This window comes from Salinicoccus sp. Marseille-QA3875 (assembly GCF_054950095.1).
This window is the reverse complement of record NZ_CM143103.1, coordinates 216,168-237,910: the sequence shown is the minus strand read 5'-3', so window position 1 is coordinate 237,910 and position 21,743 is coordinate 216,168. Positions and strand designations below refer to the sequence as shown.

At 41.6% G+C, this 21,743-nt stretch carries 22 protein-coding genes; 17 read left to right on the top strand and 5 right to left on the bottom strand.

The window, feature by feature from the left end:
• Nucleotides 1–32 precede the first annotated feature (32 nt).
• The gene (locus ACY8DT_RS01270; protein WP_462421159.1) at nt 33–1,172 is read left to right on the top strand and encodes a glycerate kinase family protein; all 1,140 of its coding nucleotides are present in this window, start codon (nt 33–35) and stop codon (nt 1,170–1,172) included.
• A 48-nt stretch (nt 1,173–1,220) separates the two neighbouring features.
• Here ACY8DT_RS01270 and ACY8DT_RS01265 read toward each other — a convergent pair whose 3' ends face one another.
• Nucleotides 1,221–1,565 carry a DUF488 domain-containing protein gene (locus tag ACY8DT_RS01265; protein ID WP_462421158.1) on the bottom strand — a complete coding sequence of 115 codons (345 nt, stop codon included), beginning with the start codon at nt 1,563–1,565 and terminating at the stop codon, nt 1,221–1,223.
• A 1-nt stretch (nt 1,566) separates the two neighbouring features.
• Complete coding sequence (gene abc-f / locus ACY8DT_RS01260) at nt 1,567–3,069, bottom strand: ribosomal protection-like ABC-F family protein (RefSeq protein WP_462421157.1); 1,503 nt, start codon at nt 3,067–3,069, stop codon at nt 1,567–1,569.
• A 271-nt stretch (nt 3,070–3,340) separates the two neighbouring features.
• On the opposite strand from abc-f, the gene queG reads away from it, so the two are divergent.
• From queG to ACY8DT_RS01220, 8 genes are all read left to right on the top strand, one after another.
• Complete coding sequence (gene queG / locus ACY8DT_RS01255) at nt 3,341–4,474, top strand: tRNA epoxyqueuosine(34) reductase QueG (protein WP_462421156.1); 1,134 nt, start codon at nt 3,341–3,343, stop codon at nt 4,472–4,474.
• Between the two features lie 13 nt (nt 4,475–4,487).
• Complete coding sequence (trmL, locus tag ACY8DT_RS01250) at nt 4,488–4,958, top strand: tRNA (uridine(34)/cytosine(34)/5-carboxymethylaminomethyluridine(34)-2'-O)-methyltransferase TrmL (protein ID WP_462421155.1); 471 nt, start codon at nt 4,488–4,490, stop codon at nt 4,956–4,958.
• A gap of 15 nt (nt 4,959–4,973) precedes the next feature.
• Nucleotides 4,974–5,717 carry an oxygen-insensitive NADPH nitroreductase gene (gene nfsA, locus ACY8DT_RS01245; protein ID WP_462421154.1) on the top strand — a complete coding sequence of 248 codons (744 nt, stop codon included), beginning with the start codon at nt 4,974–4,976 and terminating at the stop codon, nt 5,715–5,717.
• 439 nt (nt 5,718–6,156) lie between these two features.
• A complete protein-coding gene (locus ACY8DT_RS01240; RefSeq protein ID WP_462421153.1) occupies nt 6,157–6,747 on the top strand; it encodes a hypothetical protein in 591 nt (196 codons plus the stop codon).
• A gap of 21 nt (nt 6,748–6,768) precedes the next feature.
• Entirely contained in the window at nt 6,769–6,984 is a 216-nt protein-coding gene (locus ACY8DT_RS01235; RefSeq protein WP_462421152.1) for a hypothetical protein, read from the top strand.
• 67 nt (nt 6,985–7,051) lie between these two features.
• A complete protein-coding gene (gene fumC / locus ACY8DT_RS01230) occupies nt 7,052–8,440 on the top strand; it encodes a class II fumarate hydratase (RefSeq protein WP_462421151.1) in 1,389 nt (462 codons plus the stop codon).
• Nucleotides 8,441–8,451: 11 nt separating this feature from the next.
• On the top strand, nt 8,452–9,978 hold the full coding sequence (locus tag ACY8DT_RS01225; RefSeq protein WP_462421150.1) for a Ppx/GppA phosphatase family protein: 1,527 nt from the start codon (nt 8,452–8,454) through the stop codon (nt 9,976–9,978).
• Between the two features lie 36 nt (nt 9,979–10,014).
• Nucleotides 10,015–12,135, top strand: coding sequence for an RNA degradosome polyphosphate kinase (locus tag ACY8DT_RS01220; RefSeq protein WP_462421149.1), 2,121 nt, complete (start codon nt 10,015–10,017; stop codon nt 12,133–12,135).
• A gap of 129 nt (nt 12,136–12,264) precedes the next feature.
• Here the strand turns inward: ACY8DT_RS01220 and ACY8DT_RS01215 are convergent, their stop codons facing one another.
• From ACY8DT_RS01215 to ACY8DT_RS01205, 3 genes are read right to left on the bottom strand one after another with little or no spacing between them, the layout of a single operon-like run.
• Nucleotides 12,265–13,092 carry an RluA family pseudouridine synthase gene (locus tag ACY8DT_RS01215; RefSeq protein WP_462421148.1) on the bottom strand — a complete coding sequence of 276 codons (828 nt, stop codon included), beginning with the start codon at nt 13,090–13,092 and terminating at the stop codon, nt 12,265–12,267.
• A 3-nt stretch (nt 13,093–13,095) separates the two neighbouring features.
• Nucleotides 13,096–13,599, bottom strand: coding sequence for a thioredoxin family protein (locus ACY8DT_RS01210; RefSeq protein WP_462421147.1), 504 nt, complete (start codon nt 13,597–13,599; stop codon nt 13,096–13,098).
• 16 nt (nt 13,600–13,615) lie between these two features.
• Entirely contained in the window at nt 13,616–14,020 is a 405-nt protein-coding gene (locus ACY8DT_RS01205; protein WP_462421146.1) for a disulfide oxidoreductase, read from the bottom strand.
• 355 nt (nt 14,021–14,375) lie between these two features.
• Between ACY8DT_RS01205 and ACY8DT_RS01200 the strand changes: the two genes are divergently transcribed.
• The 8 genes from ACY8DT_RS01200 (at nt 14,376) to ACY8DT_RS01165 (ending at nt 21,741) form a co-directional block, all read left to right on the top strand.
• Entirely contained in the window at nt 14,376–14,771 is a 396-nt protein-coding gene (locus tag ACY8DT_RS01200; RefSeq protein ID WP_462421145.1) for a hypothetical protein, read from the top strand.
• Between the two features lie 170 nt (nt 14,772–14,941).
• On the top strand, nt 14,942–16,048 hold the full coding sequence (locus ACY8DT_RS01195) for a GAF domain-containing sensor histidine kinase (RefSeq protein WP_462421144.1): 1,107 nt from the start codon (nt 14,942–14,944) through the stop codon (nt 16,046–16,048).
• Nucleotides 16,049–16,052: 4 nt separating this feature from the next.
• Entirely contained in the window at nt 16,053–16,685 is a 633-nt protein-coding gene (locus ACY8DT_RS01190) for a response regulator (protein ID WP_462421143.1), read from the top strand.
• 197 nt (nt 16,686–16,882) lie between these two features.
• Nucleotides 16,883–18,172, top strand: coding sequence for a dicarboxylate/amino acid:cation symporter (locus ACY8DT_RS01185; RefSeq protein ID WP_462421142.1), 1,290 nt, complete (start codon nt 16,883–16,885; stop codon nt 18,170–18,172).
• 195 nt (nt 18,173–18,367) lie between these two features.
• Nucleotides 18,368–18,823: a helix-turn-helix transcriptional regulator gene (locus tag ACY8DT_RS01180; RefSeq protein WP_462421141.1), complete on the top strand. Its 456-nt coding sequence runs from the start codon at nt 18,368–18,370 to the stop codon at nt 18,821–18,823.
• Nucleotides 18,824–18,929: 106 nt separating this feature from the next.
• Nucleotides 18,930–20,060 (top strand): DUF445 family protein, encoded by a 1,131-nt coding sequence (locus ACY8DT_RS01175; protein ID WP_462421140.1) that lies wholly within the window; start codon nt 18,930–18,932, stop codon nt 20,058–20,060.
• 50 nt (nt 20,061–20,110) lie between these two features.
• Nucleotides 20,111–20,467, top strand: a complete 357-nt coding sequence (locus ACY8DT_RS01170) for a YlbF/YmcA family competence regulator (RefSeq protein ID WP_462421139.1) — start codon at nt 20,111–20,113, stop codon at nt 20,465–20,467.
• Nucleotides 20,468–20,556: 89 nt separating this feature from the next.
• Entirely contained in the window at nt 20,557–21,741 is a 1,185-nt protein-coding gene (locus tag ACY8DT_RS01165; protein WP_462421138.1) for a metallophosphoesterase family protein, read from the top strand.
• The last annotated feature ends 2 nt before the right edge of the window (nt 21,742–21,743 follow it).

Here is a 21,743-nt window from a genome sequence, read left to right as displayed (position 1 = left end):
ATAATGTTTCAAGTCGGATAGGGGAGAAGGATATGAAAGTCATTGTAGGAATGGATTCTTTTAAGGGGAGCCTGTCGTCAAAAGATTCAAACCAGGCTGTGGAAGATGGCATCAGGTCCATGTTTAAAAATACAGAGGTTAGGTCATATCCGATGGCGGACGGCGGTGAAGGTACGATTGAAGCACTTATCGATGGTTTTGACGGTGAGCGTAAGTATGCAGATGTCACCGGTCCGCTAGGTGATGAAGTTAAAGCTTCTTACGGTCTTGTAGAAAGAGAGACGCTTGCCATTATAGAGATTGCGGAGGCCTGTGGTCTGACTCTGGTCAACAAAGACCAGCTGAATCCCGCAATAGCCACCACATATGGCGTCGGGGAACTGATAGACCATGCCTATGAGAATGGTGCGAGAACATTCATCATTGGACTCGGCGGCAGTGCGACCAACGATGGCGGCGTTGGCATGCTACAGGCGATAGGCTATGATTTTCTGGATGAAAATGGCCAGCCGATTGAATTCGGCGGCAAAGCTTTATCCAATATCCATAAAATTATCAAGACTGAAAAAGCCTCTAAATTTAATGGTTGCCATTTCAGAGTGGCATGTGATGTCAATAATGTCTTATACGGAACAAATGGGGCGACATACATTTTCGGTCCACAGAAAGGTTTGATGGAAAGTACGCTTGAAGAGATGGATGATGCTCTAAAACACTATGCCGATATGACTGTAACACAGATGGATATCGATATCGCATCAATTGAAGGTGGCGGTGCAGCCGGTGGACTGGGTGCTGCATTTTACGGCTATTTGAATGGGGAACTGAAGTCTGGCATAGAACTGATCATCGAAACTTTAAACGTGGAAAAAGAACTCAGAGACTCAGACCTCGTCATCACAGGAGAAGGGCGGCTGGACGCTCAGACTGCCATGGGTAAAGTACCTGCAGGTCTTGCTGCAGCGGCAAAGAAGTATGACGTGCCTGTCATTGCATTCGGCGGCAGTGTGACAGATGATGCCTACGACTTGACCCATCAGAATCTGAACGCAATATTTTCAATCCAGCATTTCCCGACGTCTTTGGAAGAAGCGATGGACAGTGAGCTTACCCGCTTCAACCTGGAGAAAACCGTCAGCCAGGTGATGTCTGTACTCAATATAAATATTTAATGCAATAATACACCCGTTTTGCAGGCAATCTGCAAAACGGGCTTTTTATTACATATTTTCAACGTATTCCTTGATCACGACTGCCTGATTGTGTTTCTCATCTTTAGCCGCAAAGAGCAGTGTCACGTTATGACCATCAGAGTCTTTTTTCAATTGTTTCAAGTCTTCTTTATGATCTTTCAGCTCTTTTTTATATTTTTTCTTAAATTCATCCCATTTGTCAGCATCATGATCGAACCATTTTCTGAGGTCTGTCGACGGTGCAATGTCTTTCATCCACTCATCATGTTCAAGATCTTCTTTTTTAATGCCTCTCGGCCAGACACCATCGATCAGAACACGTTTGCCGTCCTGTTGTGAAATATCATCATAGACTCTTTTAATTTTTATCATTTTACTGTCTCCTTTCATCATCCTTACTGTTCAATACCCGTTTTACCTGGATTAAACGGGTGAATTCCTTATCGAGTGCCTCAGTCGGTTCTACGGATAACTTACCGAGCACTTCGGCAATTTTGTTGTCGATAATCATCAACTCTTCTTCCGTGTCATTGATTGGAGACGCAGTCTGGTCACTGATCATTCTGCCGTCTTTGATTTCATATTCAATATCCGCAATATTTTCTCTGAACATCTTGTCATGTGAGACCAGGAGGATGGTTGCAGGATAAGCCTGAAGCATACTATCCAAGGCTTCTATCGTATGAATATCTAAGAAATTCGTCGGTTCATCAAGCATGAATACCTGGATGTCCGACAGCAGTATTTTAACCAGCTGGACTTTAACCCGTTCACCGCCGCTGATGACCTCGACTTTTTTATAGACATCATCCCTTTTGATATTAAGTCTTGCCAGTACTGTCCTGACGGTGGTTTCATCATAATCACTGGATGCCATGACATTTTCTATAATAGTCTTTTCATTATCGAGTGATTCCAGCTGCTGATTGAAATATCCGATTTTTAAAGATGAACCCTTGTATTGTTCATAAATATGATTGAACAATGTCGTTTTACCACTGCCATTGATTCCAGTGATTGCCACTTTTTCACCAGCTTTGACGAATAAAGAAACGTCTTCAATGATATTTCTGCCTTTCCGTTTAATATTTTCATGTTCGATTCTGATAATTGTCTTATGACCGAGTGATTCCATGCTCTGAGTATGGAACTTAACCTCTTTTTCCACCTTCGGTTTCTCTTTCTTCTCAAGCTGATCGAGCCTTGACTGCATGCCTTTTGCCACTTGGTGAAGGCTCTTCTGCTTTTTGTTGTAGTAGGGTGTTTCGATTTTATTGTCCAGAACACGGTTCGCCTGATGAGCCTGATTCTTTTTCCCTTCGATGGCACTTTCCAGCTGTGATTTTTTATTCTGGTATTGTTTATATTCTTCCTTTGCCCGTTCGAACTGCTGATCTTTCAACTCTTTATATTTATTGTAATTACCGGGATAAACTTTGATGGATTTGTCCTCTACGGACCATATTTCATCGACGATTTTGTTCAGGAACTCCCGGTCATGTGATGCGATGATCTTTATATTTCCGATATGCTTCAGTTTTTTCACCAGTGCCTCTGAGTTCTGTTCATCAAGATGTGTGGTCGGTTCATCCAGCAGCATGATTCCGGCGTCCTGGTTCAAAGTCCGGTTCAAATACAGCTGGGTCGTTTCTCCGCCGCTTTTTTCCAGGTCACTGTCTTTGATCTGCGGTATGAGCTGGATCGTCTCATCCGTATACAGATGGCTCTTTTCAATAATATGATTGAAAAGTGTCGTCTTGCCGCTGCCGTTTCTTCCGATTAATCCCACTGTCTTATGTTCCTGAATTTTTAAATTGTCCACTTCAAGCAGTGTTTCTCCTTTAATTTCCAAATGGATATCTTTGATTTCAAGCATAAAAAAACCCCCGATTTCTATATTCGAATCAGGGTGACAAGCCTATATATGTTATAATAGTATGCATTATAAAGCACAATATTATCCATATAAGTGAGTAAGAATTAGGCATGTGATTATCCTGATCCGACATTTTTTGCATGGTAAACAAGCATAAATATGTCATAGGTAAAGGATAATCTTACTTCATTGGCCTAATTTCACTCCTTTTAATGTGATTAATTTAATATTACACTTTTTATGGATAAATTTCAATGGAAGGAGGATTTTTATGAATCGTCATGAATTCAAACAGAAAGTGATTGATTACGCACACAGCATCGGTATAGATGAAATCGGCTTTACACATGCCGAACCATTTGTCGAATATAAGGCTAAACTGATCGATTACCTGGATAAGGGCTTCGCATCCGGGTTTGAGAAGGGCAGCGTGGAAGAGCGTACGGACCCGAAGGCCAGTCTGCCGAATGCCCAGAGCATCATCGCGATTGCGGTCGGCTACCCGAACAAGCTGCCTGATGCACCGAAGGGCAGGAAGGGCAGCCGCCGGGGCATGTTCGCCCGGGCCTCATGGGGCATGGACTATCATACTTTGTTGAATAAAAGGCTCAACAAGCTGGAAGAATATATCAAGTCACTGAATCCCGACATTGAAACGAAATCGATGGTTGATACGGGTGTGCTCAGTGACCGTGAAGTGGCCCGCCGGAGCGGGCTCGGATTTATCGGCAAAAACGGTTTCGTCATCAACCCGAATTTAGGCACATATTCATACTTGGGCGAGATGATCGTGAGCTATCCGTTTCCACCGGATGAGGAATTGATCGACTCATGCGGAGACTGCAATATATGCGTTGACAGATGTCCGACAGGGGCGCTGGTCGGCAACGGGCAGCTTGACTCGAACAAATGTATTTCATTTTTAACCCAGATCAAGGGAGCGATGCCGGATGAGTACCGTTTTAAAATCGGCAACCGTCTGTACGGATGTGATACCTGCCAGCAGGTATGCCCGAGAAATAAAGGCATCAATACAGACCACCATGAAGATATCGTGCTTGAACCGGAAATATTGAAACCGGAACTAGAACCGCTGCTTGAAATATCAAACAGGGATTTCAAGGATAAATACGGCCATCTTGCAGGTGTATGGCGAGGGAAGAAACCGATTCAGAGAAATGCTATAATTGCTCTGGCACATTTCAAGGAGGAATCATCCATAGATACATTGAAACGTGTTGCTGAAAATGATCCGAGACCGATGATCAAAGGGACGGCCTACTGGGCTATCGGTCAGATTCAGGGCAGCGAAGCCGCTCCGTATATCAATGAAAGATATCCAGTAGAACAAGATGCGGAAGTCAAAGAAGAAATGCTGAAGGGCATTCAGGAAATCAGTCGTTAGAGAGGAAACAGTCATGCCAAACCATATCGTTTTATTTCAACCGGAAATCCCGCAGAATACGGGGAATATTGCACGCACATGTGCAGCAACAGACACGACACTGCATTTGATCAAACCGCTCGGCTTCAGTGTCGAAGAGAAGATGGTGAGACGAGCAGGTCTTGATTATTGGGAATTTGTAGACATTCATTACTATGATTCCATAGAAGAATTCTTCGAGCAGAATACGGGGAATTATTATATGCTGTCCAAATTCGGGAAAAAGTTTCACTCCGAAATGGACTATTCAAATACAGAAGAAGATCATTACTTCGTCTTCGGCCGGGAAACAAGCGGCTTGCCCGACTGGGTGAAAGACAAGTATAATGAATCATTGTTGAGAGTGCCGATGACGTCCGACGTCAGGTCGTTGAATCTGTCGAACACGGCAATGTTATTGGTATATGAAGCTTTAAGACAACAGGATTACCCAGAACTTATATAGGAGGAACTTTACAACATGGATCAGTATGCAGTAATAGACTTACTTAAGAACCACCGTTCAATCCGCAAATTCACAGAAGAGAAGTTATCAGATGAAACCATAAAGATGCTTGTGGAAGCGGCTCAGAGTGCAAGCACTTCAAGTTACGTGCAGGCCTATACAATCATCGGGGTGACAGACCCAGAAAAGAAAAAAGCGCTGAAAGAAGTCAGTACACAGCCATATGTTGAAAACAATGGTCATCTATTCGTCTTTGTGGCCGACTACAGAAGACACAGAGATCTATCTATAGAGAAGGATGCACCGATCAATTTCCATCTGACAGAGCAGTTCATCGTCGGCACGGTGGATGCAACACTGGCAGCACAGAACCTTGCAATCGCAGCTGAAAGCATCGGACTCGGCATCTGCTATATCGGTTCACTTAGAAATGATATGGCGAAAGTCATAGAAATACTGGAACTGCCGGAAGGCACATTCCCGTTGTTCGGCATGGTGGCAGGCGTTCCCGCACATGAAGGCAGCATCAAGGAGAGACTTCCTTTTGAAGCGGTATATCACGAGAACAAATATCAGAATCTGGATGAAAAGAAAGAAGAAATCGCCAACTACGACGAGCGTATCAGCGAATATTATAAAGAGCGCACAGACGGCAAGAGAGAAGATACTTGGAGTGATCAGGTCATTGGCATGCTCAATAAAAAGCAACGACTTGACGTGGACGAAGTCGTCAAGAAGCAGGGCTTTTTGGGACAGTAGAAAAATAAAAAAATGAGATATTGTAGACATCAAACAATTCAGTGTGATTGGTATGCCCCCCCAGTGATTTATCATGGTTGTCTAACCAATAAGCAAACAACGTATTAGCTGCATCCAAAAAAACCACAGCTCAATATTCGAGCTGTGGTTTAAACATTATTATTTGATTCTTTCTTCGCCGTCGTCCTTGTAACCCCACTCAGATTCGCGGCATGCAGTCATAATTGCAGTTAAAAACGCAATGCTCACCATTAATATTAAAAATGCATCCATCGGTCTGCCTCCTAGCGTACTTTCATATATATTTTATATTATATCTGATTATATCACAATTAAAAAGAGCAATTTACGGTTTTGGGTGCTTTAAGTGTTATTTTTGTTAAAATAATGGGTAAACTAACTATGATATGTCAAAACACAATTTATGGAGGAAACGATTATGGCTATGAATTTTAAAGTTTTTGAAAACAAAGAAACGTTCAGTGTATATATTGCGGATATTTTAAGGAAACAGGTGCACAATAATCCGACGAGTGTACTCGCTTTAGAGATGAATGAGGATTTGGAGTGGGCATATGAAAAGTTCATTGGTGAGACGAAGCAACATCCTGCAGATTTCTCACAAGTTAATATCTCCACGGTCGGTAAACCTCAGACGGATATACTGGACAAATTGGAAATTCCTGAAAATCAGCTGCATACGGATGGTTCGATCAATTCTTTAAACAAAATTCTACAAGATAAAAAGCAAGTCAGCCTGGGGCTTTTATATTTGGATGCAAAAGGTGATTTGGGTTTCCATGATGAAGATAAAAACGAATCATTATATGATGCGAGGGAACTGTTTGTCGTTGCGACAGGTGCAGATAAAGCTGATGTGGTTAAAAACCTTTACAATGCCAAAGAAAATAATAAGGGTGCGTTCAGCCAGATAAAATCCCACCGCATGGTGACGGTGGTTCTTGACAGGGATGCGGCATCCAGCCTGGATCCTGACATTGTGGATTACTACAGCTACAAATTTGCATAAATTTTGAAGAGGTGGCACCAGATGAAAAAGAAGGATCATAAAGAAGAATATTATGAAAATAATGAGAATGAAGATTACAAAGATATGGTGGAACCTGATGATAACACCATGACTCATGACATGGAAGATGTCCGTGAACTCGGCAGGGAAATGGAGCAGCTTTCCCAAAATGAAGACTACCCGATAGACACTTCAAACGACGAATCTCACGAAGAACAAAAAGAAAATAGTGAATAACAGATGAATCCTCTAGTAAATTAGTATAAAATATTGATAAATACTAATTTACAGGAGGTTTTTTTCATTGTCTTACAGAATTGAAAAAGATACCATCGGAGAAATCAAAGTACCAAGTGATAAATACTGGGCGGCGCAGACAGAGCGCAGCCGTCAAAATTTCCCGGTCGGCAAAGAAAAAATGCCGATTGAAGTGATTGTGGCTTTTGCTGAACTTAAAAAAGCGGCATCTGTGGCGAATAACAGTCTGGGTAAGCTCTCTGACAACAAGCAGGAAGCGATCAGTTATGCCTGTGACCGCGTGATCAACCGTGAGCTCGATGAACACTTCCCGCTCGTCGTATGGCAGACTGGAAGCGGTACACAGAGCAATATGAACGTGAACGAAGTGGTCAGCTATGTTGCCAATGAGTATTTGCAGGAAAAAGGCATTGAAGAGACCGTTCATCCGAATGATGATGTGAACATGTCACAGAGTTCAAACGATACTTATCCAACAGCCATGCATGTGGCTTTGCTCGTATCTGTTGAAGAGCAGCTTCTGCCGGGCTTGATGAAACTGAAAAATACTTTCGAAGCTCAGGAAGAAGAGTTCAAGTCGATTATAAAAATCGGTCGTACGCACCTTCAGGATGCGACGCCTTTAACACTCGGCCAGGAAATCAGCGGCTGGAGATATATGCTTGAAAAATGTGAAGAGCTGATCGAAGAGTCAAAAAGACAATTGAGAAACCTGGCAATAGGCGGTACAGCTGTGGGAACAGGAATCAACGCACATCCTGAATTTGGTGCGCGTGTGGCACGGGAGCTATCTGTTCAGACAGGCTACGAATTTGTTTCCAGCCCCAATAAATTCCATGCATTGACTGCACATGACGAAGTCGTTTATCTGCATGGTGCGCTTAAAGCACTGGCTGCAGATCTGATGAAGATTGCCAATGACGTCAGATGGCTTGCTTCCGGTCCGCGTGCAGGTATTGCTGAGATTGAAATTCCTGCAAATGAGCCTGGATCTTCAATCATGCCTGGTAAAGTCAATCCGACACAGTCAGAAATGCTGACAATGGTTTCGACTCAGGTGTTCGGCAATGATGCAGCAGTCGGTTTTGCAGCGTCACAGGGTAACTTTGAGCTGAACGTCTACAAACCTGTTATTTTGTATAATACGCTGCAGTCGATCTATCTGCTGGCCGACGGCATGATCACATTCAATGATAAATGTGCGGTGGGCATCAAGCCGATCGAAGAAAACATTGACAGATTCCTGAATAACTCATTGATGCTGGTCACTGCACTCAATCCGCATATCGGTTATGAAAAAGCAGCTCAGATTGCTAAAAATGCCCATGAAAAAGGAATCACTCTAAAGGAATCTGCAGTTGAATCCGGTCATTTGACAGCAGAACAGTTTGATCAGTGGATCAAACCTGAAGATATGACTGAATCCAAAGAATAGGTGATTGTATTATGATAAGAATCGGTTTAATTGATATAGGTTCAAACACCATACGTCTGGTCTTGTTTGAATATACAGAGGAAACCGGATTGAAAGAGATTCAAAATATAAAAACACCTGCACGTCTTGCGACTTATCTCAATGAAGATGGTGTCATGGAAGAAGAGGGGATAGATAATCTGATCGACATACTGAAAAGTTTCACGGAAATAGCGGATCAGTATGGTATATCAGATTTATACCCTGTCGCAACGGCTGCCATCAGAAACTCAGTTAACGTAGATGATATCATCAAGCGTGTCCAAGATGAACTCGACCTGGATGTCAAAGTGATTACAGGAAAAGAGGAAGCTTATTTCGGCTTCCATGCAGTCACACATACAATCAGTACCCAGGATGCCGTTACAATTGATATCGGCGGCGGGAGCACTGAACTGACTTTTTTTGAAGATAAAGAATTGATCTACTCGACCAGTCTGCCTTTTGGTGTGGTGACTTTGCAGGAGATGTTCTTTGAAGACAAAGAGCATAACGATAAAGAGGCCATTCAGGAAGCGGCGGAATTCATTGAAAAGCAGCTGGCTAATGTCAGATGGCTGTCTAAACGGCGTGTGCACATTTTAGCAATCGGCGGAAGTGCCAGAAACATTGCACGTATACATCAGTCCATGGTCAATTATCCAATTGCCGGAGTCCATGGATATTCCATGCATGACAATGATCTGGATGATGTTATGACAATACTGACTAAAACAGATGAAGGAGACCTGGATGATATTGACGGTCTCAGCAAAGACCGCAGTGATATCATCCTGCCAAGCCTGCTGGTTTTTCAGAAATTGTATGAAATCGTTGATGCCAAAGAATTCAAGTTCAGCCGCCAAGGTCTCCGGGAAGGGCTTGCCATGCATCTCATTTCAAAAGAGAAGCCACATGCATTCAACAAATACAAAATTTATGAAGATGCTTTGAATGAACTGGCGAATGATTTCAAACTTCAGAAGAACATTTATGATAAACGGATTGAAATTACAGAAAGATTGTATCATGAGCTTAATCGGCACGATATCATCAATATCTCAAAACACGATAAATACTTGATGAAAAATGCGGCAAAAATATTTTACCTCGGTGAATTCATCGACCGTGATGCGACGAGTCAGCATACGTTCTATCTGATTGCAAACAGCAACATTAATGGCATCGTGCACAGGGATCGTGTCAGACTCGCATTAATAGCCAGTTTCAAGAATAAAACACTTCTGAAGTTTTACGCGGATGAAGTCGACTGGTTCGACGATGATGATATCGGACTGCTGCTGTCACTCGGCAGTATATTGAAATTCGCGAATGCATTGAATATATCCCACACGAATATCGTTCAGGATATGTATCTGGAAGAACATGAGGACGAGTTTGTTCTGACGATTGAATACAAAGGCGATTCAATTGCTGAGAAATACCAGTCGATACGCCAGAAGAAACACATTGAGAAAATATTAAACAAAGATTTATCGATAATCTTTACAGAAGCTTAATATTTTTCAACTATAATAGGTGATTGGAGGGATACCATGGAATATAAACTCGATAATAAAGAATACTATGATAACCGGGAACTCAGTTGGCTGAGATTTAATTACAGAGTGTTAGAAGAAGCGATAGATGGACATAATCCGTTACTCGAGCGTTTCAAATTCCTCGCAATCACCAGTTCCAACCTGGATGAGTTTTTCATGGTCAGAGTCGGCGGTCTGAAGGATCAGGTCAAGATGAATTACCATGAGCCTGAAAACAAGACTAAAATGACACCCGGGGAACAGCTGGAAAGCATCAGTGACCTGAACAGGAAAAACTGTGATGCCCAATATGAAATTTATCATGATTTAAAAGATGAGCTCGAAAATTATGGTGTTTATTTCAGAAGGCCGGAAGATCTGCCGGAAAAGTTCATGTATGAAACCGAGAGGATTTTTGATACTGAAATCTTTCCATCACTCACACCGCTCGGGATTGATGCTTACCGTCCTTTCCCCAAACTGATGAATAAGAAAATCAATATATTTGTGGACTTATCCAATGAACTCGGCGAGCAGACTGCCATCGTTCAGCTGCCGACGATTATAAAACGTTTCTATACTTTCCATGATGGACCCAACACTTACATCGTTTTGTCCGAGGATATTATAGTTAAAAATGTCAGTAAATTGTTCAAAGGGTATAATATTGACCGTACATTCGCCTTCAGAATTACAAGGAATGCGGATTTGACTATCCATGAAGAGGGCGCACAAGACCTTCTGATCGAGATTGAAAGGTTTTTAAAAGAGCGTACCAGAGGTGCTGCAGTGCGTCTGGAAATTGATATCAGTACGAACCCCACAATCAATGGTTCATTTTTGAGAGAAGAACTGAGCCTAGGTGAAGAAGATGTTTATAAATTTGACGGGCCGCTGGATTTGACATTCCTGTTTGAGTTTGTATCTAATATGAAGCGGAAATATCCGAAACTGATTTATAAGCCGTTTGAACCCCAGGCACCGAAGTTTCTCGGGACGGATGATGTATATGAGCGTTCCTTGAAAGAGGATGTCTTCTTCCATCACCCGTTTGAATCATTCAAACCAGTTGTGGATTTTGTCAAACAAGCGGCTGAAGATCCGGATGTCCTTGCGATCAAGCAGACACTTTACCGCGTTTCCAGTGACTCTCCGATCATCGCAGCTTTGAAAGAAGCGGCTGAAAACGGCAAGCAGGTGTCGGTCCTAGTAGAATTGAAAGCGCGTTTCGATGAAGAGAACAACGTCCACTGGGCTAAAGAGCTGGAAGATGCAGGATGTCACGTCATATACGGCATGAACTACTTGAAGACGCACAGCAAGATCACTCTGGTCATCAAGCGTGTGAAGAACAAGCTGGTCCGTTTCGTCCATTTAGGCACAGGCAACTACAACGATTCAACGGCAAAGCAGTATACAGATATGGGAATCATTACGACAGACCCTGAAATAGGTGACGATGCGATAAACTTCTTCAACTATTTAAGCGGCTACTCCTTGAAACCCGTATATAATTCACTGCATGTCGCGCCGTTTGAAATCCGAGACCTTTTCGATGATCATATAGATAAAGAGATCGAATATCATAAAGTGCACGGCAACGGTTATATATTTGCCAAGATGAACTCCCTGACGGATAAGAAAATCATCGATAAATTATTGATTGCTTCACAGGAAGGTATTAAAATCGACCTTGTCATCCGGGGGATCTGCTGTGTGAAAGCGGGCATACCGGGGGTCAGTGAAAACATCCGGGTTATCAGTGTCGTAGGAAGATTTTTAGAACATACGAGAATATATTACTTCCATCACAACGGCGAAGATAAAATGTTCTTATCCTCTGCGGATATGATGACTAGGAACATGATCAAGCGTGTGGAAATCCTGTTCCCGGTGAATGATCCGAAAATCATTGAAGAATTGAAGTCGATCAATGAACTTTATTTGATTGATAATAAAAAAGCACGTTACCAGAAGCCGGACGGTTCCTATGCTTATGTGAAAAACGGCCATGAGCTGATCAGTGCCCAGGAAGAACTGATGAAACGTGCGCTGAAGGTGAACAGAGAGCAGATAGAAGAAAAGGAGAACTTCCTGCTGACCAAAATTAGGAACAGGTTCAAAAAGAGCAACTAGTTGAGCGTCTGGTTCCGATTACTATTGTGGTTTAGGTGCATTCAAATCGATTTAATGAAATAATTTCATCTATAAACAAAAACCCCCCCTGTAAATCTCATTATCTGAGGTTTCAGGGGGATCCTTTTTTTATAATGTGTCTTTATCCAGTGCGACTGTCACTTCTTTTTGAAGTATCGGGTGGATGAAAGACATTTTGTAACTGAACAGCTGAAGGTCGCGCAGTGTGGCACCGCCGTAAAGAGTATCCCCGATGATCGGCATGCCGATGTGCAGGAGGTGGACTCTGATCTGATGGGTTCTGCCTGTTTCAAGCTCCAGTTCAATTTCGCAGTATTCGTTTGTCACTTTTGATTTGATGATGTTCGTGATCGCTTCTTTACCTTTTGAAGTCACATGATATTTATTTCTCTCTTTTGGATTTTTAGCGATTGGTGCTGAAATTCTCTGTGGTTCGACACGTTTTTTAGTATCGACTCTTGCGATGTAGACTCTCTGGATTTCACGTTCGCTCAGCATGTGGTCGAGCATCTTTTTGACATATGGATGTTTGGCAACAAGTATCACGCCTTTTGTTTCCTGGTCGAGCCGGTGTACAGGTTCCAGATAATCGACATCCAAAGTGTAAAGTGCATGGTTAAGTAATGTGTTGGTTTCGTGCATCTGGTTTGGATGTGTTTTAACGCCACGCGGTTTGAACAGCAGTGCAAGATAACGGTCTTCATATAATACTTCACACGTTCTGTAACTTGGTTTGTACTGGCTTTTTTCTTCTTCGGCCGGAAGTACGACAGTATCGCCTGTATGAACTACTGTGTTCAAAGGCTGGTTATCATCATTGATTTTTATATCTTTCGACATTCTTAAAAGATGCAGTTCCTTTTTCGGAAGGTGAAGCGTCTTTAAGATGTCTTCAAGTGACATATCATTAAAATTTTCATGTACTGTAAATTTCATATATCATTCTCCGGAAGTTGCAGCGATAAATGACTCATAAGATGCAACATCTCCAGGGTTCCCTGTCATTCTTTCAACTTCTTCCCCATCTTCGAAGTAGATTAAAGTCGGTGTTGCTTCTATTTGATATTCAGCCCAAGGCTCTTCATATTCGAGAAGATTCAATTGGATCAGGTCTTCATCAGACTTGCCGAATGCTTCGACGAGAAGTGGTGTGGCTTCCTGACAGTGTGAACATGTCGGTGACCAGTAGTAGACGTACTGGCTGTCATTCTCATCGACAGATGACGCTACTTCTTCAGGTGTCTGGTTAAACTGGTAATCCTCGTTATCCAGTGCATCGATGGTCGGGCCGGATAATTCCTCAGGTTCTTTATCGGTGTAAGGGTAGTAACCCGAATCACTCAACTGTTCCGGATCTGATGAACTGTTGTTCATAACTAAAAATATTGCTGCAAAAGCAATAACAATTACTGCGATGACGCCATAAAATATTTTATTTCCCATAATACAAATACTCCTTTTACTTTTTAATGAATAATGAAAGCGTGAAAATAAGTATAAATGCGAACAGTGACAGCAGTGGAATGGTAATAAAACCTAACCAGTTAATATATTGTACAGTACAGTCCACACCTGTACAAGCCGGCAGACTGTCAGCGACAAAAGTAATCTTTTGCATGCTGTAATGATAAGCTGCAGCCAATATACCCACGGCGCTGAACACTCTGACATAGATTCTTGAATTTATGTCTTCTTTGACAAGGCCGATCAATGAAATGATGACCAGTGGATACATGATTATGCGCTGATACCAGCACATCTCACAAGGTATGTACATTCTTATTTCACTGAAATACAATGAACCGAGTGTTGCAATCAATGATATTAAAAAGATTAATTGCATAAATAATTTGTTATTTTTCATAGAACGAACCATCCTCTGACTTTCTTTCCCTGAGACCATAACTATCGATATTCTCAACTTTATCATAGAATCCTTTAATCCGGATGGTCTGGACAGGATTTTTTGTGAACTTTGTGTGAGTCACTTTCTGTATAATCTCCCTCCTTTGAATCATTGATCCGCCCGGATACATCTTTGGTCATATTTTTTCATTGATGGATTAGTGGTATCATGAAGTTGTCTTATGTGATTTTATTCCTTTAATGCTTGTTGTCATCAACTTCAATATAACATGAAAATCACATGACTTTTTGTATCCAAGGCGGCCGAATTCATGAAGATATCCACCGTCCAGAATTATTTGGGAGTTGTTAAAATGTTTAGCAAAAAGACTGAGCAGTTGAATATATTAGAATTGGCACAAATGGTCAAAGAAGGCAGAGCGGTCAAACCGGCAGGACGATTTGAAGCACTGAGCGGCAATCTGGTCGTATCACTGTCATCAAAATCGTTATTCATAGAAAAAGATGAGACCGGTAAAGGCAGTATTTATGATGAAGTATTCAAAGTTGAAATATTCCAGGTGCACAATGGAGATACAAGGATGAATCAGCTGATCATCGTTTTTGATGATGATACATATCTGGCAAAAGAAGATGTCAGTTTGAATGAAGCGAAGTCGACGTTTCCATCTGCCCGGTCGATGTATAACTTTTCTAAAGGGAGACTGAATAAAGTATTCGACGCAGATATGTCAGGGACGGCTGATTAATTAGACCAGGCGGTCCTTACTTCAAAATGAATTGGTTTAAAGTACAAATTATAAGCTTTTTGAGTTATATGACAGCCTGAAATTGGATTATAATATTATAAGTGTAGTCTGACAGTTGTCACCGGTAAGATTATAAATTATTCATATCAGATATAAATTAGGGTGTTTCTATGAAAAGTAAACTTCAATTATTAAAAGATATCGCTGAGTTTTTAAATGAAGAGACTGATCTTCAGACGATGTTGAACGGTGCGCTGCGTGAACTGGTCACCCATACGGAATTTGAAACCGGCTGGGTATTCTTCATCAATAAAGAAGGGGAGCATGAACTGGCTGCGGATTATCAGCTGCCGCCTTCAATGAAAAAGAGGGGCTGTCATTATTTGAAAGACGGGAGCTGCTGGTGTGTGCGTGCCTACCATAAACAGCAGCTGCAGACGGCGACGAATATATTCGTCTGCTCGAGACTGGAAAAGGCACAGATTGAATTCCCAGGAGAAAATAATGGCATTACTCATCACGCAACGATGCCCCTGATTTCCGGACAGGAATCTTTCGGCCTTTTGAATGTTGCGAGCCCGGGCCGCGTTGAATTTGACAAGGACGAACTGGCTCTCTTGGAATCTGTAGCATTTCAAATCGGTTCGACATTGAAGCGTATAGAGTTGACAGCAAAGGAGAAGGAAAGTGTCGTCATTAAAGAACGGCAGAGGCTTGCCCGTGATCTGCATGATTCGGTCAATCAGATGTTGTTCTCCATCGGTATCACTTCCCATGCTGCAAAAGCACTCTCAGACGGGAAAAAGATTGATGAAGCACTCGTGTCGATTGAAAACACGTCAAAACACGCGATGAAAGAAATGAAAGCACTGATATGGCAGCTGAAGCCGATCGGTCTGGAAAATGGCATTGTTCATGCTATAGAATCATACAGCAGTCTCATAGGCGTCGATGTCGATATAGAGCTGGATGGCTTCTATAATGTCAGTGACGCGGTTGAGATAGAACTTTACCGTATCATTCAGGAAAGCCTGAACAATGTAATGAAGCATTCAGGTGTGAGTGAAGCTCAGGTGAACATGACCGTGCGGAATAAAAAGCTCGAGACTACCGTTGCTGATCAAGGAACAGGTTTCGGTCTGGAAGATGATACAAAGACGAGCTATGGCTTCAGCAATATGCGGGAACGGATCAGAAGACTTGGTGGCGAATTGAATATAGATACAGAAATCGGCAAAGGGACAAGAGTGAAAATCGTAGTACCGATAGAGGAGTGAGAGAATGTATAATGTCATAATAACTGATGATCATCACATCGTAAGAGAAGGAATGAAGTTCTTATTATCCACAACAGACAATATAAATGTGCTGGATGACTTCGGCAGCGGCAGGGAAACCCTGGAGTATCTGGAAAAAAATCATAAAGAAGTGGACTTGATATTGCTCGACCTGGTCATGCCTCACATGGACGGCATCGAACTGACACGTATAATAAAAACCGAGTACCCGAAAGTTAAAGTGCTCGTGCTGTCGAGCTACACGAGTGAAGAATATATCCGGCCGGTGTTCCAGGCGCGGGCAGACGGCTATATCATCAAAGAAATGGAAGCGGAAGAACTGGTGTCATCAATAAAAGATGTCATCCAGGGTGAGAAGGTCATCCACCCGAACATTTTGAAAATCATGGACAATACAGGAAACCTCCCGCATGAAAGAAACGCCTTATCCGCAAGAGAAATAGATGTATTGAAAGAAATTGTCAAAGGCAAATCCAATAAAGAAATCGGTGAAGCGTTGTATGTCAGTGAGAAAACCGTCAAAACACACGTGAGCCATATTTTAAATAAGCTGGAAGTATCTGACCGGACCCAGGCTGTCATATATGCGATCAAATATAATCTGGTCAAGCTGTAAATCTGACTTTGTTAAATGCTGTGAGAAAATACCTCATCATAAACTTATTATGGCGAGGTATTTTACTGAACACCTTAAAATCCCACGAATTTTCTGAACTATTTGTGAAAATGAGACTTATAAAATAAGTGTTGTTTAATTATAAACATCAATGTATAATCTGGAAGTGTTTTCATTTCATTGATAGGAGGAATAATATGAAAGTAGGCAACCGTTTAACTTTATATATTATAATCGGTTTGATTGCCGGTATAGTCATTGGTTCTATATTCAGCCCTATGTCAGATCAGGCATGGGTGCAGTGGATTGACCAATATATATTCAACGTTGTGGGTCAATTATTTTTAAGTATGATATTCATGATGGTTGTACCAGTAGTATTCATTTCCATAGTACTTGGTGTCGTCGGTGTCGGTGACCCAAAAACATTAGGAAGCCTGGGTATAAAAACCTTGGCATTTTACTTAGTGACAACGGCAATTGCCATTTCACTGGCAATTGTGGTGGCGTTGGTGCTGGAACCGGGCACCGGACAGTCAGAGCTTCTGAATACCTCAGAAGTGGAGGACTACCGTGAAACAGAGCTGGAGGGCGGTGAGACGGGAGAAGCGGTTGATCAGACTTTTGATCAGACCATCATCAATCTAATACCGACAAACGTCATCGAAGCCATGGGCACTGCGAATATGCTGCAGATCATCGCTTTTGCAATTTTTATCGGAATCGCAATGATAGCGGTAAAAGACAAAATCCCTGGACTGGTCAAGCTGTTTGAAGAAGCAAATGAAGTGGTCATGTGGATCGTTCTTGCAATCATGAAATACTTTGCAGCAATCGGTGCATTCGGACTCGTTGCCACAGCATTTACACAGGCCGGTTTCGGTGCAATCCAACAGCTCGGCATGTACTTTGTCTGTGTACTGTTGGCTCTTCTGCTCCATTTGGTATTCGTCTACGGGTCAGTCATCAAGTTTCTTGCGAAGAAGCCTTTCATCTGGTTTGTGAAAGGATTTGCTCCGGCAATGGGTGTTGCCTTCAGTACATCTTCATCCAGTGCTGTACTGCCGATTTCCATGGAAACTGCACAGAAGAATTTAAAAGTGAGAAAGAGTATTTCCAGTTTTGTCCAGCCGCTCGGTGCGACGATCAACATGGATGGCACCGCCATAATGCAGGGGGTGGCGACAGTGTTTATCGCCCAGCTGTCAGGAGTTGATCTGACAATCATGCAGATGGCGACAGTCGTCATTATCGCTACGGTTGCGAGCATCGGTACCGCAGGTGTGCCGGGTGTCGGACTTGTCATGCTGGCAATGGTGTTGACTGCAGTCGGGCTGGATCCCGCAGCAATCGGTATCATCATAGGTATCGACCGTCTGCTTGATATGACACGCACTGCCGTCAATATTACAGGCGATGCCGCGATTGCCTCAGTATTGAATGAACAGCAAAATAGAAAAGAAGAGAAAGAGAAGGCAGGAGTGTAAGCTGAATTTTACACTTTTGATGCAAAAAGCTATATAATAGAGGAGTATATGGGAATTTGATAAGTGAACACTTATTGAACTTATCTTGTATACTCTTTTGTTTTTGGTAATTTTATATTATCATGTTTTAAGTGTATAATTTAACGTTACTATAAATAGTTATTGATAGTTGTATTATTGAAAGGGTGTTATTTAATGGATAAGCAGGCTTTTATAGAGACTCTACAGTCTAAATTCAAGATGGTACGTACCGAAGCCGGGTACACTCAGGATTCGATGAGCCATACTATAGGATTGTCAAAGAAAACTTTAGTTCAAATTGAAAAGGAGCGTATCCTGCCAAACTGGACCACTTGTATTTCTTTATGTGCACTATTCAGAAACAGTGAAGTATTGACTAATACTTTTTCCGGCGATCCGCTGGAACTGGCTCAGGTAATCTCAAGAGGTCATTGTGTATATCCACTTTATGACAGCGAAAAGGTATACTGGGAAACGCTTGAAACGAGAAGTGGATATGCACTTCAGTTTAACAAAGGCAACAAAATATACAGAGTGATGAATGACCAGAATCAGCCGGTCCATGCATCTTATATCGAGCGCGAAATCAGAACGTTCTTTAGCAAACAAGTGGAATTACAGCCTGTATAAATTTTATATAGAAGAGCAAAGCGATGGATGCTTTGCTCTTTTTTATCTATAAAATCAATACATATATGGTATTATTTACTGGGAGCTTTATACGAGGAGGGAGTTAATGAATTCTGCAGGTTTAATTATATTTATGATTGTCACCGGCTCTTTGATTGCGGGTTTTACAAACATGCTCGCCATTAAAATGCTGTTCAGACCTTATGAAGCGCAATATCTATTCGGCATTAAACTGCCTTTTACACCTGGTGTGATTCCTTCCCGGCGCAGCGAAGCTTCGACCAAGCTCGGCAGGATCATCACGGGTCATCTTCTCACACCGGATGTGTTCATTGATAAAGTGAAAAGTCCCGAGACAGACCGCTTCATCATGAGCTTTATTGATAAGCAGATAGACACCGTCGAGAGCGAGAAACTGAGTATCGGATATTTTCTTGAACGTCTGCATGAGGGACTTTCTGAAAAAGTCATAGACGGCTTCAATAATGAAGTAAGTAAAAAGATTGCTGAAGAAGGCGAAAAGCTGTATGTATCTAAAGTTGAAAATTTAATACCAGCGGATGCGATGCATACAATAGATAGGAAAGTGCTGCAGATACAGCCGCAGATCATTCAGAAAGTTGAAGATTATATCATGTCTGATAAAGGTTTCGATGACCTCTATACCATGACAGATGAATTCATTGAAAAAAGAGGCAGAATGGCAAAATCGATAAAATACTTCATGACAAAAGAGAATATTGCACTCAATATTCAAAAAGAACTGGTGAAATTGCTGAACCATCCCAAAATGTTCAGTATAGTGGAGCGTTTCATCGTCGAGGAGTATGATAAATTAAAAGGCAAATCTATAAACGAATTTCTATCTGAAAGTGATAAAGATGATCTCGTCTTCAGCATCGGCAGCGTGATGCAGGAACGGATCAATATACGTGGACTGCTGAATAAACCCATCGTGGAATTTAACGAAGCACTCTTCACTTCATTCAAGGAGCGCGGCAAGTACAGACTGAAAGACAACACGATCGATTATCTTGCCTACAATATGGGCAGGATCATGGATAAGCTGCAGCTTGCAGAAGTGATCAAGAAACAGATTGACAGTTTCCAGCTGGATCATATTGAAAATCTTGTGATGGATGTTGCGAACAAGGAGTTCAGAATGATCACTCTCCTCGGATTCATATTAGGTGCGATAATCGGTCTGTTCCAAGGTATAGTTGTAGTGTTGTTATAAATTATTATTGTATGGTACAGTAGAAACATCACAAAATAAGGAGTTTTATGATGTCAGTAAATGTATACGATCAAGCCAATGCACTCGAAAGTGCATTAAGAGAATCAGATGAATTCAACAGCATGAAAGACCTTTATGCTAAAGTGAACAGCAATCCTGAATCAAAGGCACTTTTTGAAGAGTTCAGACAGGTCCAGATGGAGCTTCAGCAAAAGCAGATGCAGGGTGAAGAAATCCTGGAAGAAGATGTTCAGAAAGCACAAAGTTCTGCAGCTGAAATTGAAGATGATGAAAATATTAAAGCACTGATGGAAGCTGAGCAGAACATGAGTCAGCTAATTCAAGATTTAAATCGTGTCATCATGAAACCAATTGAAGAGTTATACGGAATCAATAACGAAAATTAATCTTTGAAGAGGTCTATTATTAGACCTCTTTTGTTTTTATATTTGTTATAATGATTGTATATATTGAATATATAAAGTGGGTGAGATTTGTGGTCAAATTTATACATAGTGCGGATTTACATTTGGACAGTCCGTTCAAATCCCGAACGAAAATGCCACATAATATTTTTGAAGAACTGACATCAAGTACATATAAAAGTGTAACAAGAATGTTTGATAAGGCCATCGAGGAACAAGTGGATTTCATCATCATAGCGGGGGATGTTTTTGACAGGGAAAACCGTACTTTGAAAGCCGAGACCTTTTTAAAGAAAGGTTTTGAGCGCTTGAAAGATAATGGCATCTTTGTCTATATGATTCATGGAAACCATGATCCCCTAAGTGAGAATGTCAAATCCAAATGGCCGGACAACGTGAGTGTGTTCAAAGAGAATGTGGAGACATTTGAAAGCGTAAGCCAAAAAGGAGAACGCATCTTTTTACATGGATTCAGTTATTTCATGGATGATTCATATGAAAATAAGCTGGATGACTACCCGGTCAATCATCTGAATGAGGGCATACACATCGGCATATTGCATGGAACGTATTCTAAAACACAATATAATCAGGCCCGGTATACCGAGTTCAATCTGGAAACGCTGAACAGTAAGCTGTATCACTACTGGGCACTCGGACACATTCATGTCAGAGAACAACTTTCCGATCTGCCGCCGATCCACTACCCGGGAAACATTCAGGGCAGACACAAAAATGAATATGGAGATAAGGGTTTTCTGCTTGTTGAAGGAGATGATGTTTATTTAAGTACATCATTCGTAAAGTCTCATGAAATCACATTTGCCGAATATGAACTTGAGATGAAGACACTGAACAAACAGGACATTTACCAGCAGATTGTAGAATTCAAAGAACGTCTGCGTGAAGCGGGCAAGAAAATCATTCAGCTGACCATCAATCATGAGGGAGATGATGAGCTCTCCGAAGTGGATTATAAAGAGCTGCTGGAACTGCTGCACGAAGATGAACAGGATGTAAAGAATTTCATTTGGATTGATAATCTGTCCATCAACTACTTGAATCAAAATCAGACAGCGATTTTAAACGATATTAAGGCAAGTTACTCTGATAATGAAGAAATCTTCAAAGAAGCGTTGAATACGATGTATATGGATCCTAAAATCAACCGTCACCTGCCGCCGATGCAGGAACTAAAAAAAGAAGATTACTTAAGTCTCGGGGAAGAACGCTTGAAAATGTTAATGAGGAAGTAGTG